This is a genomic window from Grimontia kaedaensis, assembly GCF_023746615.1.
Classification (GTDB): Bacteria; Pseudomonadota; Gammaproteobacteria; order Enterobacterales; family Vibrionaceae; genus Enterovibrio; species Enterovibrio kaedaensis.
This window is the reverse complement of the sequence record NZ_CP082275.1, coordinates 112,342-127,742: the sequence shown is the minus strand read 5'-3', so window position 1 is coordinate 127,742 and position 15,401 is coordinate 112,342. Positions and strand designations below refer to the sequence as shown.

At 50.5% G+C, this 15,401-nt stretch carries 17 protein-coding genes; 9 read left to right on the top strand and 8 right to left on the bottom strand.

The window, feature by feature from the left end; genetic code table 11:
* Window positions 1-99 precede the first annotated feature (99 nt).
* The 3 genes from rpmG to radC all read right to left on the bottom strand — a co-directional run bounded on the left by rpmG (window position 100) and on the right by radC (window position 1,479).
* Window positions 100-267 carry a 50S ribosomal protein L33 gene (gene rpmG / locus K6Q96_RS00640; RefSeq protein ID WP_002535344.1) on the bottom strand — a complete coding sequence of 56 codons (168 nt, stop codon included), beginning with the start codon at window positions 265-267 and terminating at the stop codon, window positions 100-102.
* 13 nt (window positions 268-280) lie between these two features.
* Window positions 281-517 carry a 50S ribosomal protein L28 gene (gene rpmB, locus K6Q96_RS00635; RefSeq protein ID WP_046307935.1) on the bottom strand — a complete coding sequence of 79 codons (237 nt, stop codon included), beginning with the start codon at window positions 515-517 and terminating at the stop codon, window positions 281-283.
* A 287-nt stretch (window positions 518-804) separates the two neighbouring features.
* A complete protein-coding gene (gene radC, locus K6Q96_RS00630) occupies window positions 805-1,479 on the bottom strand; it encodes a RadC family protein (RefSeq protein ID WP_251877049.1) in 675 nt (224 codons plus the stop codon).
* Between the two features lie 226 nt (window positions 1,480-1,705).
* Between radC and coaBC the strand changes: the two genes are divergently transcribed.
* The 3 genes from coaBC (at window position 1,706) to slmA (ending at window position 4,204) form a co-directional block, all read left to right on the top strand.
* Complete coding sequence (coaBC, locus tag K6Q96_RS00625; RefSeq protein ID WP_251877048.1) at window positions 1,706-2,929, top strand: bifunctional phosphopantothenoylcysteine decarboxylase/phosphopantothenate--cysteine ligase CoaBC; 1,224 nt, start codon at window positions 1,706-1,708, stop codon at window positions 2,927-2,929.
* A gap of 20 nt (window positions 2,930-2,949) precedes the next feature.
* Entirely contained in the window at window positions 2,950-3,405 is a 456-nt protein-coding gene (gene dut / locus K6Q96_RS00620; RefSeq protein ID WP_251877046.1) for a dUTP diphosphatase, read from the top strand.
* Window positions 3,406-3,613: 208 nt separating this feature from the next.
* Window positions 3,614-4,204 (top strand): nucleoid occlusion factor SlmA, encoded by a 591-nt coding sequence (slmA, locus tag K6Q96_RS00615; protein WP_002535349.1) that lies wholly within the window; start codon window positions 3,614-3,616, stop codon window positions 4,202-4,204.
* A gap of 88 nt (window positions 4,205-4,292) precedes the next feature.
* Here the strand turns inward: slmA and K6Q96_RS00610 are convergent, their stop codons facing one another.
* From K6Q96_RS00610 to rph, 3 genes are all read right to left on the bottom strand, one after another.
* The gene (locus K6Q96_RS00610) at window positions 4,293-4,535 is read right to left on the bottom strand and encodes a hypothetical protein (RefSeq protein ID WP_251877044.1); all 243 of its coding nucleotides are present in this window, start codon (window positions 4,533-4,535) and stop codon (window positions 4,293-4,295) included.
* Window positions 4,536-4,809: 274 nt separating this feature from the next.
* Entirely contained in the window at window positions 4,810-5,451 is a 642-nt protein-coding gene (gene pyrE, locus K6Q96_RS00605) for an orotate phosphoribosyltransferase (RefSeq protein ID WP_251877042.1), read from the bottom strand.
* A 113-nt stretch (window positions 5,452-5,564) separates the two neighbouring features.
* Window positions 5,565-6,281 (bottom strand): ribonuclease PH, encoded by a 717-nt coding sequence (gene rph, locus K6Q96_RS00600; RefSeq protein WP_002535353.1) that lies wholly within the window; start codon window positions 6,279-6,281, stop codon window positions 5,565-5,567.
* Between the two features lie 180 nt (window positions 6,282-6,461).
* On the opposite strand from rph, the gene K6Q96_RS00595 reads away from it, so the two are divergent.
* From K6Q96_RS00595 to recG, 6 genes are all read left to right on the top strand, one after another.
* Window positions 6,462-7,325, top strand: a complete 864-nt coding sequence (locus K6Q96_RS00595) for a YicC/YloC family endoribonuclease (RefSeq protein WP_251877040.1) — start codon at window positions 6,462-6,464, stop codon at window positions 7,323-7,325.
* Window positions 7,326-7,479: 154 nt separating this feature from the next.
* Complete coding sequence (gene gmk / locus K6Q96_RS00590; protein WP_039849438.1) at window positions 7,480-8,100, top strand: guanylate kinase; 621 nt, start codon at window positions 7,480-7,482, stop codon at window positions 8,098-8,100.
* A gap of 96 nt (window positions 8,101-8,196) precedes the next feature.
* Window positions 8,197-8,472: a DNA-directed RNA polymerase subunit omega gene (rpoZ, locus tag K6Q96_RS00585; RefSeq protein WP_002535357.1), complete on the top strand. Its 276-nt coding sequence runs from the start codon at window positions 8,197-8,199 to the stop codon at window positions 8,470-8,472.
* A gap of 24 nt (window positions 8,473-8,496) precedes the next feature.
* Window positions 8,497-10,605: a bifunctional GTP diphosphokinase/guanosine-3',5'-bis pyrophosphate 3'-pyrophosphohydrolase gene (gene spoT, locus K6Q96_RS00580; RefSeq protein ID WP_251877038.1), complete on the top strand. Its 2,109-nt coding sequence runs from the start codon at window positions 8,497-8,499 to the stop codon at window positions 10,603-10,605.
* Window positions 10,606-10,679: 74 nt separating this feature from the next.
* The gene (gene trmH / locus K6Q96_RS00575) at window positions 10,680-11,372 is read left to right on the top strand and encodes a tRNA (guanosine(18)-2'-O)-methyltransferase TrmH (protein WP_251877037.1); all 693 of its coding nucleotides are present in this window, start codon (window positions 10,680-10,682) and stop codon (window positions 11,370-11,372) included.
* Window positions 11,373-11,410: 38 nt separating this feature from the next.
* On the top strand, window positions 11,411-13,492 hold the full coding sequence (gene recG / locus K6Q96_RS00570; RefSeq protein WP_251877035.1) for an ATP-dependent DNA helicase RecG: 2,082 nt from the start codon (window positions 11,411-11,413) through the stop codon (window positions 13,490-13,492).
* Window positions 13,493-13,538: 46 nt separating this feature from the next.
* Here recG and K6Q96_RS00565 read toward each other — a convergent pair whose 3' ends face one another.
* Window positions 13,539-13,910 carry a GntR family transcriptional regulator gene (locus K6Q96_RS00565; protein WP_002535365.1) on the bottom strand — a complete coding sequence of 124 codons (372 nt, stop codon included), beginning with the start codon at window positions 13,908-13,910 and terminating at the stop codon, window positions 13,539-13,541.
* A gap of 144 nt (window positions 13,911-14,054) precedes the next feature.
* Window positions 14,055-15,398 carry a two-component system sensor histidine kinase EnvZ gene (gene envZ, locus K6Q96_RS00560; RefSeq protein WP_251877032.1) on the bottom strand — a complete coding sequence of 448 codons (1,344 nt, stop codon included), beginning with the start codon at window positions 15,396-15,398 and terminating at the stop codon, window positions 14,055-14,057.
* Between the last annotated feature and the right edge of the window lie 3 nt (window positions 15,399-15,401).

Here is a 15,401-nt window from a genome sequence, read left to right as displayed (position 1 = left end):
GCATCTTCAGGTTGTTTGGGTATATATCCGGAAGTCTCTGATTTACAGATATAAAAAAACCCAGCCAAAGCCGGGTTCTTTATAAGAGGCGAAAACCAATTACTTGATTTTTGCTTCTTTGTACATAACGTGTTGACGAACAACTGGATCAAATTTCTTGATCTCGAATTTGCCCGGCATGTTACGTTTGTTCTTATCAGTAGTGTAGAAGTGACCAGTACCAGCAGATGATACCAGGCGGATCTTCTCGCGAATGCCTTTAGCCATTCTTTAAGTCCTCTTAAACGTTCTCACCACGGGCACGGATATCTGCCAGAACAGAATCAATACCTTTCTTGTCGATGATGCGCATACCTTTAGGGGTAAGACGCAGTTTAACGAAGCGGTTTTCGCTTTCTACCCAGAAACGATGAGTTTGCAGGTTCGGCAGAAAACGACGCTTGGTGGCGTTATTAGCGTGAGAGCGGTTGTTACCAACTACAGGACGCTTGCCAGTTACTTGGCATACTCGTGACATGAATGTCTCTCCAAATCGTTTCAGCTCGATATCAACCTTGTCCGCCAGTCCTGCAAACAAGGTCAGGCTCTACGTCAAGGCTATCAAAGGTGGCGCATTATACTAACTGTCTTGCCATTGCTCAAGTCCCGAGCAGATCCTTTTGACAGTTTTTGATCGTTTTTTAGCAACCCAGGTGGCGTTGACCTAAGGTAAACCTCACTCGTCCCCAGAAAAAACGCCATGTCAGCAGCTTTCTACCGAATAAAAGAGAGGGTGTTAAAGACGACCAGAGTAAGTGAACACTCTTAAATCCAACCACGTTCAGCGAAGGATACCACGTCCCCATCCCCAATCACCATATGGTCGAGCAACCGAATGTCCACTAAAGCCAAAGCATCGCCAATTCTGTTGGTGATATGACGGTCTGCTGAGCTGGGTTCAGCGATACCGGAAGGGTGATTATGGGCGAGAATCACTGCATTGGCGCCTATATCGAGACAGCGTTTGACCACTTCTCTCGGATAAACATTGGCGGAATTGATTGTACCTTCAAACAAAATCTCATCTTTTATAGGACGATTCTGGTTATCAAGGTACAGCACGAGAAAGGCTTCCCTTGGGCGGTCACGAAGTTTGCTGGAAAGGTATCTGGCGGTATGTGACGGACTGGAAAGAGCATCTTCCCTCGCCAACGTTTCACCTAGGTGACGTTTGCTAAGCTCCAACACAGCTTGAAGTTGGGCATATTTCGCCGAGCCCAGCCCTTTGCGCGCACTGAATTGCTTTAGTTCGGCCTGCATTAACCCTCTCAGTGAACCAAAATCTTCCAAAAGGTAGCTAGCGAGTTCAATCGCATTCATGCCCGTCACACCAGTGCGAAGGAAAATAGCAAGAAGCTCAGAATTGGTGAGAGACTCAGGGCCTCTCGCCAATAACTTCTCACGTGGCCGACACTCTTCAGGCATATTTTTTAGCGACATGACAATCTCGATTAAACAAAAGTCATGAGCGTCAATCTCGCACCGAAAACCGTCAACATCGACGTCAAAACACTGCGATGGACATACAAACTCGGCGAGTTTGAGTGGCTACTTATTTACATTTTGTTATCGAATAATGTCACTTTCACATTCGTCATAGTGCAACAGACGCTTTCCCGGTCTTTTGTGTTATCTTTCCAATCATTATCCATTGGCTAAATTAGTTATGGCTCAGAAAATCACTCAGACCCTGTTGGGCAAACGGATTGTTTTAGGTATCGGTGGCGGTATTGCGGCTTATAAATGTGCAGATCTGACACGTCGCCTGATTGAACGTGGCGCTGACGTTCGCATTGTCATGACTCACGCAGCGAAAGAATTTATCACCCCGCTGACCATGCAGGCAGTCTCTGGCCACCCTGTATCTGATAGCCTGCTCGACCCTGCCGCTGAAGCCTCAATGGGTCATATCGAAATTGCGAAATGGGCAGATTTGGTATTGCTGGCCCCTGCCACTGCTGACCTAATTGCGCGTGTGGCGGCAGGCATGGGCAATGATCTTCTGACGACTCTTTGCTTGGCAACAGATGCACCAGTCGCTATTGCGCCCGCCATGAACCAGCAAATGTACCGCGCGGTTGCTACGCAGGAAAACCTCGCGACGTTGAAACGACGCGGCCACCCAATCTGGGGACCAGCAAGCGGTGAACAGGCCTGTGGTGATATTGGCCCAGGCCGAATGCTAGAGCCAATGCAGTTGGTCGGTTTGGTTGAAGACCACTTCACCGAAGGAGGCCTCACTGGCACGTCTTTTCTCATTACCGCAGGACCAACCCGCGAAGCCATTGACCCGGTACGTTACCTCACTAATCACAGCTCAGGGAAAATGGGCTATGCGATCGCAGAAGCGGCCGCTAAAAGAGGCGCAAGTGTCACTTTGGTCAGTGGCCCTGTGAATCTGCCAACACCGAATGGCGTTCACCGAGTGAATGTCGAAAGTGCGCAAGAAATGCATGACGCCGTTCACGCCCACGCTACCAAGCATCACATATTTGTTGCCTGCGCGGCAGTCGCCGATTTCAGACCCGCCAATGTCGCCGATCAAAAGATGAAGAAGAAAGACGGCAAAGATGACATGACCATCACACTGGTGAAAAACCCTGACATCGTCGCTTCTGTCGCCTCATTGTCAGAAAATCGCCCGTTTACCGTCGGCTTTGCTGCTGAAACTCAGGATGTGGAGCAATACGCACGCGGTAAACTTCAGAAAAAGAATCTGGACCTGATTTGCGCTAACGATGTCTCTCAGGAAGGACAAGGCTTTAACAGCGACCTGAATGCGCTACACCTATACTGGCCAAAAGGCGATAAAGCACTGCCTCTGGCGAGCAAATCAGAGATTGGCAACCAGCTTGTCAGCGAAATTACAGCACTCTACAACATCAAATAAGTAAACAGTGGAACTAGGTTATGAAAAAAATCGATCTGCAAATCCTCGACCCACGCGTCGGTAACGAATTCCCACTTCCTGCATACGCGACAGAAGGCTCCGCAGGTCTGGACCTTCGCGCCGTACTGGATTCTCCGCTGACACTGGAGCCAGGCCAAACTGAGTTACTGCCAACTGGCCTCGCAATCCACATTGCTGACCCTTCTCTCGCTGCCACTATCCTCCCTCGCTCAGGTCTTGGCCATAAGCACGGCATCGTTCTGGGTAATCTGGTTGGCCTCATCGATTCAGATTATCAAGGCCAGCTGATGGTCTCATGCTGGAACCGTGGCAATACAACCTTTACCATAGAACCGGGGGAGCGTATTGCCCAACTGGTTTTTGTGCCGGTTATTCAGGCAGAATTCAACATTGTTGAAAACTTCGATGCCACAGAGCGTGGTGCCGGAGGATTTGGACACTCAGGTACAAAATAACAGCGATAACTCGGTGAAAAGTCAGAAAAATGCCACATGAGTGTGGCGTTTTTTATGCCGCATTCACGGTTTCGGGAATTACTGTAGGCTTCACCTGCAATCAAGGTGCATTATTCTTTTAATACAGAGAGCCCATCGTTAATATAGCGGCTCTTCAGCCTAGATTTCGGGTCAGTGACCCCAAGAACAATAAAGGAACCATCTATTCATGGCTGGCCAAAAAAAGCAGAATCGCAGAGAGGAAATCCTCCAGGCCCTGGCACAAATGCTGGAGTCCAATCAGGGCAGTCAACGCATTACCACCGCCAAACTTGCTGCGCAGGTAGGCGTTTCTGAAGCCGCGCTATACCGCCACTTCCCAAGCAAAGCACGCATGTTCGAAGGCTTGATTGAGTTTATCGAAGAGTCACTGATCACCCGTATCAACCGCATCCAAAGTGATGAGAAAGATACGATGACCCGTTTACGCTTGATCCTTCAATTGCTGTTAGTTTTCGGAGAGCGTAATCCGGGACTGACACGCATCATGACCGGACATGCCTTGATGTTTGAGCAGGATAGACTGCAAGGTCGCATCAATCAGCTGTTTGAAAAAATCGAGAGCCAACTGCGTCAGGTACTGCGCGAGCGCCGTCTTCGTGAAGGTAAAGGTTTCCCAGTTGATGAGAATGTACTGGCAGCTCAGCTTCTCGGTCAGGTAGAAGGCAGCCTCAACCGCTTCGTGCGTTCAAACTTCAAATACGCGCCGACTGCGGAGTTTGACCAGTACTGGCAACTGTTGAGTGCACAACTGAACTGAATGTGCTGCGAAAAACATAAAAAAGGCTGCATCATGCAGCCTTTTTTATGTTTTAGCAAACGGCCAACTCATTGCCGTTTACCACATGTTAAACATGCAGATTATCTACGCACATATGGAAGTCATTGGCTGTACCGCATTGGGCCACTTCTTCTTTTGAGTAACCGATGTCTATGCTGGTCTTGGATTGCTGCTCATTCAGCTGAGCAACACAAGAGTGGAATTGTGTTGAGTTAGCACAAGCTTGCGTCTCTTCCAATGTATACCCTGCCTGCGCTCCTGCAGTAAACAAACCGAAAGTCATTAGTGTCGCTACCATTACTTTTTTCATAGTTTCTTCTCCGACTTAGCAGTGTGTAGGGTGCAGCAAAAGCGTTTTGTGATTCGCTGTGCCGCTTTGATGAGTTCATAATACTCACTGACGCTGAACAAATACTGAACGAATTCAACAGTGATCACACTTTCTAAGGCAACTATTTATCTGTCAGCATGATGACCACATTTTTTCATCACAAACATTTCCCTTCAAAGCAATAACATAGCAAGTAGCAGATACAAAAAAGCCCGCTCAAAGGCGGGCCGAATAAAAGGTGCGAGGGTATCGACTAGATACCGTATTCCGCGCGATATGCTTTTACTGCATCCAATTGTTCTGGGTTACTGCCCTGCTCTTCCAGATACGTCACCAAATCGCCAAGACTGATAATTGAAACCACCTGACAGCCAAAGTCTCTCTCGACTTCCTGAATAGCAGAAAGCTCGCCTTTACCGCGCTCTTGACGGTCAATCGCCACCAACACACCTGCCAAATCAGCACCGTTCGCCTGAATAATTTCCATCGACTCGCGAATCGCCGTACCTGCAGTGATCACATCATCCACCAGCATCACACGGCCTACCAGCGCGCTACCGACCAGATTGCCACCTTCACCGTGATCTTTGGCTTCTTTACGGTTAAAACAGTATGGCGTGTCCACATCGTGGTGTTCAGCCAGCGCAACCGCAGTGGTAGTCGCAATCGGAATGCCTTTGTACGCAGGGCCAAACAGCAGATCGTATTCAATACCCGCATCAACCAGCGCTTCGGCATAAAAACGGCCCAGACGCGCCAAATCCCTGCCTGTGTTGAACAGACCGGCATTAAAGAAGTAAGGGCTCTTACGACCTGACTTCAAAGTGAATTCACCGAACTTCAAGACTTCTTTTTCCAATGCAAATTCGATGAACTGACGCTGATAGGCTTTCATTTTCTCTCCTGTCGAACAAAAGTCGGCTAGCTTGCCGGTTTTACCTGAGGCGCATCCGCCTCGCTTAAAATTAGGTTAAAAAAAAAGCGGCTCCAATAGAAGCCGCTGTCTCATCAATCAATTAACGATGCTTTCTGAATCGCTACAATGTCCTGAATACCTTTGGTTGCCAAAGACAACATGGCATTAAGCTCATCGGCCGTGAACGGTTCCGCTTCTGCAGTACCTTGCACTTCAATCATGCGGCCATCTTCCAGCATCACGACATTCATATCCGTGTCTGCTGCTGAGTCTTCCACGTATTCCAAATCGCAGATTGGCGTACCTTCAAAGATCCCCACAGAAACCGCAGCAACATGACCCTTCATTGGGTTCTCTGCCAGTTTTCCTTCGCTCACCAGCTTGTTCAGCGCATCGGCCATCGCCACGCTTGCGCCAGTAATCGATGCTGTGCGGGTACCGCCGTCAGCCTGAATAACATCACAGTCAACGGTGATGGTGAAATCGCCCAGCTTTTCAAGGTTCACAGCAGCGCGCAGGCTACGGGCGATCAGGCGCTGGATTTCCATGGTGCGCCCGCCTTGCTTACCGTTTGCCGCCTCACGACGGTTACGGGTGTGGGTCGCACGCGGCAGCATGCCGTACTCAGCGGTCACCCAGCCTTGTCCTTTCCCTTTCAGAAAGCGTGGCACGCCTTCTTCAACGCTTGCGGTACAGATAACTTTGGTATCACCAAACGCCACCAGCACAGAACCTTCCGCATGGGCAGTAAAATGACGGGTAATTGTGACTGGACGAATTTGACCAACTTCTCTGCCGCTAGGACGCATAGGACTCACCTGTTTATAAATGCTGAATTTCGTTAACCGGCGATTATAACGGCTTCACCTTTTACACGCTAATACAATGCGGTCTTGTCTGCTTTTTTCTTCTGTTTCCCGTCATGCTGCTGACATAAAAGGCAGCGACTGCGTATAATCATCACAACTTTCATCAATGAGTGAACTTCAATGATCCACAGTATGACTGCCTACGCCCGTCGGGAAATCAAGGGCACATGGGGCACAGCCGTTTGGGAAATCCGCTCGGTTAACCAACGTTACCTCGAAACCTATATCCGCATGCCAGAGCAGTTCCGTGGCCTTGAACCTATCATTCGTGAGCGATTCCGATCCCGTCTTGCCCGCGGCAAGGTGGAATGTAACCTGCGTTTTGAAGCCAATCAGTCAGCGAATACCGAGCTTAAAATCAATGAAGAGTTGGCAAAACAAGTGATTCACGCGGCTAAGTGGATCAAAGAAATGTCTGGTGAAGGCAATATTGGTCCTTTCCAGGTACTGCAGTGGCCGGGTGTGATGGAAACCCCAGAGCAGGACATGGACGCGATCAACAAAGCCTTGCTGGAAGGTTTCGACAAAACCGTTGATGACTTTATCGCAGCCCGCGCCAGCGAAGGCGATAATATGAAAGCGCTGATTGAACAGCGTCTGGAAGGCATTGCCGCAGAAGTGGTGAAAGTACGCGCGAAAATGCCGGAAATCCTACAGTGGCAACGTGAACGTCTCCTGACCAAGTTGGAAGAAGCGAAAGTCGAACTGGACGCCAACCGCGTGGAGCAGGAAATCATCTTGCTGGCCCAGAAATCGGATGTCGCGGAAGAGCTGGACCGCCTTGACTCTCACGTATCGGAAACCAAGAAGATCCTGAAAAAAGGTGGCGCTTGTGGTCGTCGTCTGGACTTCATGATGCAGGAATTCAACCGCGAGTCGAACACGCTGGCTTCGAAATCCATCAGCACGGACATCACCGCTTCTGGCGTTGAACTGAAAGTGTTGATCGAACAAATGCGCGAGCAAATCCAAAACATCGAGTAATCGATACGAAAAGCTGTAAAGCCCGGTCTTTGTACCGGGCTTTTTGTTCCCGCTTTAGGTTGCTGCCATTATTGGATTATCCTAAAAGTGGAATTCAATTTTTGTGCGGGTCATGGTACCCTGCGCGCCCTTTAACCTCACAGTGATCAAGACCATGAGCCAAGGTACGCTTTACATCGTTTCAGCGCCAAGTGGTGCCGGTAAATCAAGCCTGATTTCGGCATTGCTGAAAGATAATCCTCGTTACGACATGAAAGTGTCTGTTTCTCACACCACCCGAGCATCTCGTCCGGGCGAAGAGAACGGTGTTCACTATCATTTCGTGTCAGTTGAGGACTTTAAAGCGCTGATCGAACAAGAAGCCTTCCTGGAATATGCCGAAGTATTCGGTAATTTCTATGGCACATCACGCCTGTGGATTGAAGAAATGCTGTCAAAAGGCGTCGATATTTTTCTCGACATCGACTGGCAAGGCGCTCAGCAAATTCGCGAGAAAATGCCGAACGCAAAAAGCATCTTCATTCTGCCGCCAAGCCGTGAGGAGCTTGAGCGCCGGCTGAATGCGCGCGGTCAGGACTCTGATGAGGTCATCGCAAAACGCATGGAAGAAGCCCGTTCTGAGATCTCTCACTATAACGAGTATGATTACGTTATCGTGAACGATGATTTCGATGTGGCCCTGATGGACATCAAAGCCATCCTTCGCGCCGAGCGAATGAAGCAAGACAAGCAATACAGCCGTCACCACGACATGATTGACAGGCTGTTGGACTAATAAACACTCTGACAACGAAAGATGTTTGTTGTTTAGGTCAGTTCGCTTTTGTATAATTTTCGGTCATTTTGATTTTATTACTTACTGGAGTTCTTCATGGCACGCGTAACCGTTCAAGACGCTGTTGAAAAAATTGGCAACCGCTTCGATCTAGTATTGGTAGCAGCTCGTCGCGCACGCCAAATGCAAACTGGTGGTAAAGACTCACTGGTTCAGGAAGAGAACGATAAGCAAACTGTTATCGCTCTGCGTGAAATTGAGGAAGGCCTGATCACTAAAGAGATCCTGGATGCACGTGAGCGCCAAGAGCAGCAAGAACAAGAAGCTGCAGAAATGGCTGCTGTAAGCACCATCACAGGTACTCTTCGCTAATCTAACTTCAGGGAAACAGGCAGATTGTATCTCTTCGATAGCCTGAAAGAAGTCGCAGCACAATACTTGCCGGAGTCGCACTTAGAGGCACTCCGGCAAGCGTATTTGGTCGCGCGAGATGCCCACGAAGGGCAAACCCGCTCAAGCGGGGAACCATACATCATCCACCCTATCGCTGTTGCCCGTATTCTTGCGGAGATGCGCCTCGATCACGAAACCTTGATGGCAGCGCTGCTGCATGACGTGATTGAAGACACCGACGTTACCAAAGAAGACTTGCAACAACGTTTTGGCGATACCGTCGCCGATCTGGTCGATGGCGTCTCCAAGCTCGATAAGCTCAAATTCCGCGACCGTCAGGAAGCGCAGGCGGAGAACTTCCGCAAAATGATCATGGCCATGGCCCATGACATCCGCGTTATCCTCATCAAACTCGCTGACCGCACGCACAATATGCGTACGCTCGGAGCATTGCGTCCGGACAAACGTCGCCGCATAGCCCGCGAAACCCTCGAGATCTTCTCACCACTGGCGCACAGACTGGGTATCCACAACATCAAAGTGGAACTGGAAGAGCTTGGCTTTGAAGCCCTCTACCCGACCCGATATCGCGTATTGCGCGAAGTGGTGATCCATGCGCGCGGCAACCGCAAAGAAATGATCCAGAAAATCCACGCCGAAATTGAAGGCCGCCTCCAGGATGCGGGCATCAATGCCAAGGTGCTGGGTCGTGAGAAGAACCTCTACTCCATCTACAACAAGATGAAGAACAAGGAACAGCGCTTCCACACCATCATGGACCTCTATGCTTTCCGTGTGATTGTCGATTCGGTGGATACCTGTTATCGCGTGCTGGGGCAAATGCACAATCTGTATAAGCCACGCCCGGGCCGCATGAAAGACTACATCGCGGTACCGAAAGCCAACGGCTACCAGTCGCTTCATACATCCATGATTGGCCCTCACGGTGTCCCTGTTGAAGTACAAATCCGTACCGAAGACATGGATCAGATGGCGGACAAAGGTGTTGCGGCACACTGGGCATATAAAGACGGTGCAGATCGTGCTGGCGGCGGTGGTACCACCGCGCAGGTACGCGCACAGCGTTGGATGCAAAGCCTGCTGGAGCTTCAGCAAAGTGCAGGTAGCTCGTTTGAGTTTATCGAAAGCGTGAAATCAGACTTGTTCCCGGACGAGCTGTTCGTGTTTACGCCCAAAGGCCGCATTGTTGAAATGCCTGTTGGTGCGACTGCTGTGGACTTCGCTTACGCCGTACATACGGACGTCGGTAACTCTTGCGTCGGCGCGAGGGTGAACCGTCAGTCTTATCCGCTCAGCCAGCCGCTGAAAAACGGCCAGACTATTGAGATCATTACCGCTCCCGGTGCACGTCCAAACGCGGCTTGGCTCAACTATGTGGTGACTTCCCGTGCGCGTACCAAGATTCGTCAGGTACTGAAAAGCAAGCGCCGTGAAGAGTCTGTGATTCTGGGTCGCCGTCTCCTGAACCATGCCCTTGGCGAGAAGAACATTCAGGACATTGAGCAGGACAACATCGACAAAGTCTTGCACGATCTAAAGCTCGAGAGCGAGGAAGATCTGCTGGCAGATATCGGTGCTGGTGAGCTCATGAGCGTGGTGATTGCCAAGCGTCTGCTCGGTGATGCTGACAGCCTGGAAGAGCAAGGCGGATGCCTGCCAATTCGTGGCGCTGAAGGTATCTTGCTAACCTACGCAAACTGTTGTCGTCCTATTCCGGGCGATCACATCGTCGGTCACGTCAGCCCAGGTAAAGGCCTGGTCATCCACCGTGAAGAATGTGCCAACATCCGTGGTTATAGCCAGGAGCCAGACAAATACATGTCTGTAGAGTGGGGCGATGACATCGATCAGGACTTTGCGACTGCACTGCGCGTTGACATGCTCAACCATCAGGGCGCACTGGCCGATTTGACCAATACTATTGCCGCAACAGGCTCTAACATTCAGGGCTTGACCACGGAAGAGCGTGATGGGCGCTTGTACACGATTTACGTGAAGCTTACGACTCAAAACCGTGTGCATCTGGCAAATATCATGCGCCGCATCCGTATCATGCCGAATGTGGTGAAAGTCAGCCGTCAGAAGAATTAATGCATTGACAGGCTAACTGTTAAGTCTTTAACGCCCGCCCTTTGCGGGCGTTTTTATAAACGAGAAAAAACACCATGACACCAGAACGTTTTGCACGCATCCATGAAGTATTGGCTACCCGCCAGCCGGACCTTACTGTGTGCATGGAAGAAGTCCATAAGCCCAACAACATCTCCGCCATTATCCGTACTGCGGATGCTGTTGGGGTTCATCATGTTCATGCCGTCTGGCCGAAAGACAGTAAAATGCGCGCATTAGGCGGCACCTCTGCGGGCGCACGAAACTGGGTGGATGTTGTTACCCATGACAACACGTCAGAAGCATTTGAAACCCTGAAAGCAAAGGGGATGCAGATTCTGGTGACCAATCTGTCTGATACCGCCGTTGATTTTCGTGAGATTGATTACACCAAGCCGACCGCCATCGTGATGGGTCAGGAAAAGACCGGCATCAGCAAGCAAGCGCTTGAATTGGCAGATCAAGACATCATCATTCCCATGATAGGTATGGTACAGTCACTGAATGTCTCGGTCGCCAGCGCGCTGATTTTGTATGAAGCACAGCGTCAACGCCAAAACGCAGGCATGTACCAGCGTACACGAACTTTAATCCCACAAGCGGAAGTTGACCGCATCATCTTCGAGCGTGGTCATCCTGTGCTGGCAAAAGTCGCCAAACGTAAAGGCCTGCCTTACCCAGATTTGGATGAAGAGGGCCAAATCGTTGCCGATGAAGCCTGGTGGGCCAAGATGCAGGCAGCAAAATAAACCTGCAATCTTATTGATTTAGGAGAGATGAACACATCATGCGCGCGTCAATGTTGGATGCCGTTCCCGTTACCTCGCTGACTGGAGTCGGCGGCAAAATGGCAGAGAAGCTGGAAAAGCTGGGGCTTTTCACGGTGCAGGATCTGCTATTCCATCTCCCCTACCGCTATGAAGACCGCACCCGCATCTGGCCTATCATGAGCCTGATGCCGGGCCAGCATGCTACCGTTGAAGGTGAAGTCGTTAGCAACAACACTGTCTTTGGTCGTCGCCGTATGCTGACGGTGAAAATCACAGACGGTAACGGCTCGCTCACGCTGCGTTTTTTCAACTTCAATGCGGCAATGAAAAACAGCCTTGAACAGGGCAAACGCGTCAAAGCTTACGGCGAAATCAAACGCGGTCAGGGTGGCCTTGAGATCATCCATCCCGAATACAAAGTCTTCTCCGAGCCAACCGAACTCTCGCTGGAAGAAACCCTGACGCCAGTATACCCAACGACAGAAGGGCTTCGTCAGCTGACACTGAGAAACCTGACCGATCAGGCGCTTGAGTTGCTCGAAGGTGCTGCGGTGCAGGAACTCTTACCAGAAGGCTTATACGACAGGCAAATCACCCTGCGTGACGCCCTGAAAATCCTGCATCGTCCAACACCGGATATTTCGGTGACCCAGTTGGAGAAGGGTGAACACCCGGCTCAGAAGCGTCTCATCCTTGAAGAACTGTTAGCGCAAAATCTCTCGATGCTCTCCGTTCGCAGCAAATTGCAGCAAGATCCGACATTTTCACTGCCACCTTCCACCGAACTAAAACCAAAGCTCTTGGAATCCTTGCCATTTACACCAACGGGCGCGCAGTCCCGCGTGGTGGCAGATATTGAACGCGACATGGGATTGGAAAAGCCCATGATGCGTCTGGTACAGGGTGATGTGGGATCAGGCAAAACCTTAGTGGCTGCACTCGCTGCATTGCAGGCGATCGAGCAGGGCTATCAGGTTGCTTTGATGGCACCGACAGAACTCCTTGCTGAGCAGCATTCAATTAACTTTGCCAACTGGCTGGAGCCTTTAGGCATTTCTGTTGGTTGGCTTGCGGGCAAACTGACAGGTAAAGCTAAAGAAGCAGAGCTTGCCAAAATCGCCAGCGGCGAAGCCAAAATGGTAGTGGGTACTCACGCCCTTTTCCAAAAGCATGTGGAGTTCGACAAGCTTGCCCTAGTCATTATCGATGAGCAGCATCGCTTTGGTGTTCATCAGCGCCTCGAGCTTCGTGAGAAAGGGATGAAGCAAGGCATTCATCCCCACCAACTCATCATGACTGCGACGCCTATTCCACGGACGCTGGCGATGACCGCCTATGCCGATCTCGACACCTCCATCATCGACGAGCTGCCGCCGGGGCGCACACCGATTCAAACCGTTGCCGTACCGGATACCCGACGTATCGACATCATCAACCGCGTCCACGCGTCCTGTTTGGAAGAAGGACGTCAGGCTTACTGGGTGTGTACCTTAATTGATGAGTCTGAGGTATTGGAAGCGCAAGCTGCTGCAGAAACGGCCGATGATTTAGCGCGTGCCCTGCCCGAGCTAAAAATCGGTCTGGTACATGGCAGGATGAAAGCGGCAGAAAAACAGGAAGTGATGCAGGCGTTTAAATCCGGTGAGCTGCATCTTTTGGTCGCCACAACCGTTATTGAAGTTGGCGTGGATGTGCCAAATGCCAGTCTGATGATCATCGAAAACCCAGAGCGTCTCGGTCTGGCGCAGCTTCACCAGCTTCGTGGTCGTGTCGGGCGAGGTTCTGTTGCCAGCCACTGTGTGCTTTTGTATCACGCACCGCTATCAAAGACAGCTACACAGCGATTAGGCGTGTTGCGTGAAAGCAGTGATGGTTTTGTGATTGCTCAGCGCGACTTAGAAATTCGTGGCCCAGGTGAGCTCTTGGGCACCAAACAAACGGGGATGGCAGAGTTTAAGATTGCCGACCTGGTGCGCGATCAGAAACTCATCCCTGAAGTACAGAAGCTTGCGTTGTATCTGCACCAAAACTATCCAGACAACGCCAAAGCCATTATCACCCGCTGGCTTGGTAACAACGACAAATACAGCAACGCATAAAAAAGGGCGGATATCCGCCCTTTCTTCATTCCGCCAATGTTGCGAATCAGTCTTCCCAATACTGCATCACTAGCGCCATTACTTCTGATTTGCTGTAACCCACTTCCCGGGCATCATCAATCAGGGCTTTTAGTGTCGGCTCAATAAACCCGAAGCGATCTTCCATTCGGCCTTGCAACCCTTGCCTCGCGACAATCATGCCCACGCCGCGTTTACGCTCTAACCAGCCTTCTTCTTCCATGTTTTGGTAACAACGTGAAATCGTCATCGGATTGATATTCAACTCTGCCGCTAACTTTCTGACAGAAGTCAGCTTTTCCCCTGGAATGAGCGTCCCGGCAACAATCTGACGCTGGATCTGCGTCATCAATTGTTTGAACTTCGGGGACGGATCCTGCGGGTCGATGACTATCTTCATGTTTCATCTCTGCTGTATCGGCGCTTTATTACAGTATTAGCAGATGATTCAAATATGAGACAAGTTTATGGGTTAAATTTCATATGTGGCAATAAGAAAACGCGGATGAAACATCCGCGTTTTTTATCATTTTAGGCTTAGGGTCTATCGACGCTTTCTGGGTTGGCGCTTGGTCAATGGCAACACTATCTGTGCCTGAAGCCCGCCTTGAGAGCGCTGACTAAGCTTAAGAACGCCGTTGTGTTGCTCGACGATACGTTTGACGATGGCAAGGCCAAGCCCCGTACCTTCGCTTCCGCGTGCCGTATCACCACGGGTAAAAGGCTGGAGTACTGTTTCAATCTGGTCAGCGGCAATACCTGGCCCATTATCTTCTACCGCAATCCACTGATGACGACGGTCGGCCGAGGTACCGGTACTGATTTTGACCCAGCCACCACCATAGCGCACCGCATTAACCACTAAGTTAGTCACCGCGCGACGGATAGCCACTTCGTTAGCATCAAGCTTTCCAACCAGCTCACCTTTAGATACTTCAAGGTCATGCCCTGTCGCACCATCAGCGACAGACACATCTTCGGCCACCACATTCAGGTCAATCTCTGTCATGTCCTGAAGCTGAACCGAGCGCAAGTAGTCCATAAACTGATTGATGATTTCATTACACTCTTCGGTATCTTTAATCATGCTCTCAGCCAGATAACTGTCTTCCGGCGACATCATTTCAGTCGCCAGACGGATACGGGTTAGCGGCGTACGGAGATCATGACTGACACCCGCCATCAGCAGTGCCCTGTCTTCCTCCAGTTTACGAATGCCTTCGCTCATCTGATTAAACGCTTTAGTCACCGCTCGGATATCTGACGCACCACGTTCCGGCAAAGGCTCAGGGAATTTTCCATGTCCGACATCCTGCGCCGCACGTTCCAGTGCCGCCAATGGTCGGTTCTGCACCTTAATAAACATCCAGCCACCACCGATCACCAGTAAGGCGATAAACATGGAATAGAAGAATAGGGGTTGGAAGTCATCCTGATGCAACTCAGATAGCGGTATCCGCATTACGTAGCCAGGGAACGCCTCACTTTCCAGCCAGAGCACATAGTTCTTCGACTCCAGGCTTATGCGCGCTTCGGTCGGGGCACCGAGCTTCTCGGACATGTCCGCACTGAGATAATCCACTGACGCAGCGTGATCAAACTCCTCCATCATCTCTGGCTCATCGTCATCGTGCATGGTGACACCAAGCTTCTCAAGTAACTGACGACGTAACAGTTCATCCATGTGATAAACCTTGCCGTTCGATAACAGCAAATCGTCATCCAGCATGACTTCGATTTCATGTGCGAGGATTTTGTTGAACTGTTTGATGCTTGGCAACAGAGCGTAATTGAGGATGGTGAGGTAGGAGAAGATCTGGCTGGCAATCAGAAGGCCAGCCAGCACCACGAGTGTACGGGCAAAGTTACTGCGTGGAGAGAAGCGCATTAA

Bases quoted from the DNA above. Each gene is read 5' to 3' on its own strand.
- rph (WP_002535353.1), bottom strand. From the start codon at position 6,281: ATGCGTCCTAGCGGCAGAGAAGTTGGTCAAATTCGTCCAGTCACAATT.
- rpmG (WP_002535344.1), bottom strand. From the start codon at position 267: ATGGCTAAAGGCATTCGCGAGAAGATCCGCCTGGTATCATCTGCTGGT.
- coaBC (WP_251877048.1), top strand. From the start codon at position 1,706: ATGGCTCAGAAAATCACTCAGACCCTGTTGGGCAAACGGATTGTTTTA.
- trmH (WP_251877037.1), top strand. From the start codon at position 10,680: ATGACACCAGAACGTTTTGCACGCATCCATGAAGTATTGGCTACCCGC.
- envZ (WP_251877032.1), bottom strand. From the start codon at position 15,398: ATGCGCTTCTCTCCACGCAGTAACTTTGCCCGTACACTCGTGGTGCTG.
- rpoZ (WP_002535357.1), top strand. From the start codon at position 8,197: ATGGCACGCGTAACCGTTCAAGACGCTGTTGAAAAAATTGGCAACCGC.
- dut (WP_251877046.1), top strand. From the start codon at position 2,950: ATGAAAAAAATCGATCTGCAAATCCTCGACCCACGCGTCGGTAACGAA.
- rpmB (WP_046307935.1), bottom strand. From the start codon at position 517: ATGTCACGAGTATGCCAAGTAACTGGCAAGCGTCCTGTAGTTGGTAAC.
- K6Q96_RS00595 (WP_251877040.1), top strand. From the start codon at position 6,462: ATGATCCACAGTATGACTGCCTACGCCCGTCGGGAAATCAAGGGCACA.
- K6Q96_RS00565 (WP_002535365.1), bottom strand. From the start codon at position 13,910: ATGAAGATAGTCATCGACCCGCAGGATCCGTCCCCGAAGTTCAAACAA.
- recG (WP_251877035.1), top strand. From the start codon at position 11,411: ATGCGCGCGTCAATGTTGGATGCCGTTCCCGTTACCTCGCTGACTGGA.
- slmA (WP_002535349.1), top strand. From the start codon at position 3,614: ATGGCTGGCCAAAAAAAGCAGAATCGCAGAGAGGAAATCCTCCAGGCC.
- gmk (WP_039849438.1), top strand. From the start codon at position 7,480: ATGAGCCAAGGTACGCTTTACATCGTTTCAGCGCCAAGTGGTGCCGGT.
- radC (WP_251877049.1), bottom strand. From the start codon at position 1,479: ATGTCGCTAAAAAATATGCCTGAAGAGTGTCGGCCACGTGAGAAGTTA.
- K6Q96_RS00610 (WP_251877044.1), bottom strand. From the start codon at position 4,535: ATGAAAAAAGTAATGGTAGCGACACTAATGACTTTCGGTTTGTTTACT.
- pyrE (WP_251877042.1), bottom strand. From the start codon at position 5,451: ATGAAAGCCTATCAGCGTCAGTTCATCGAATTTGCATTGGAAAAAGAA.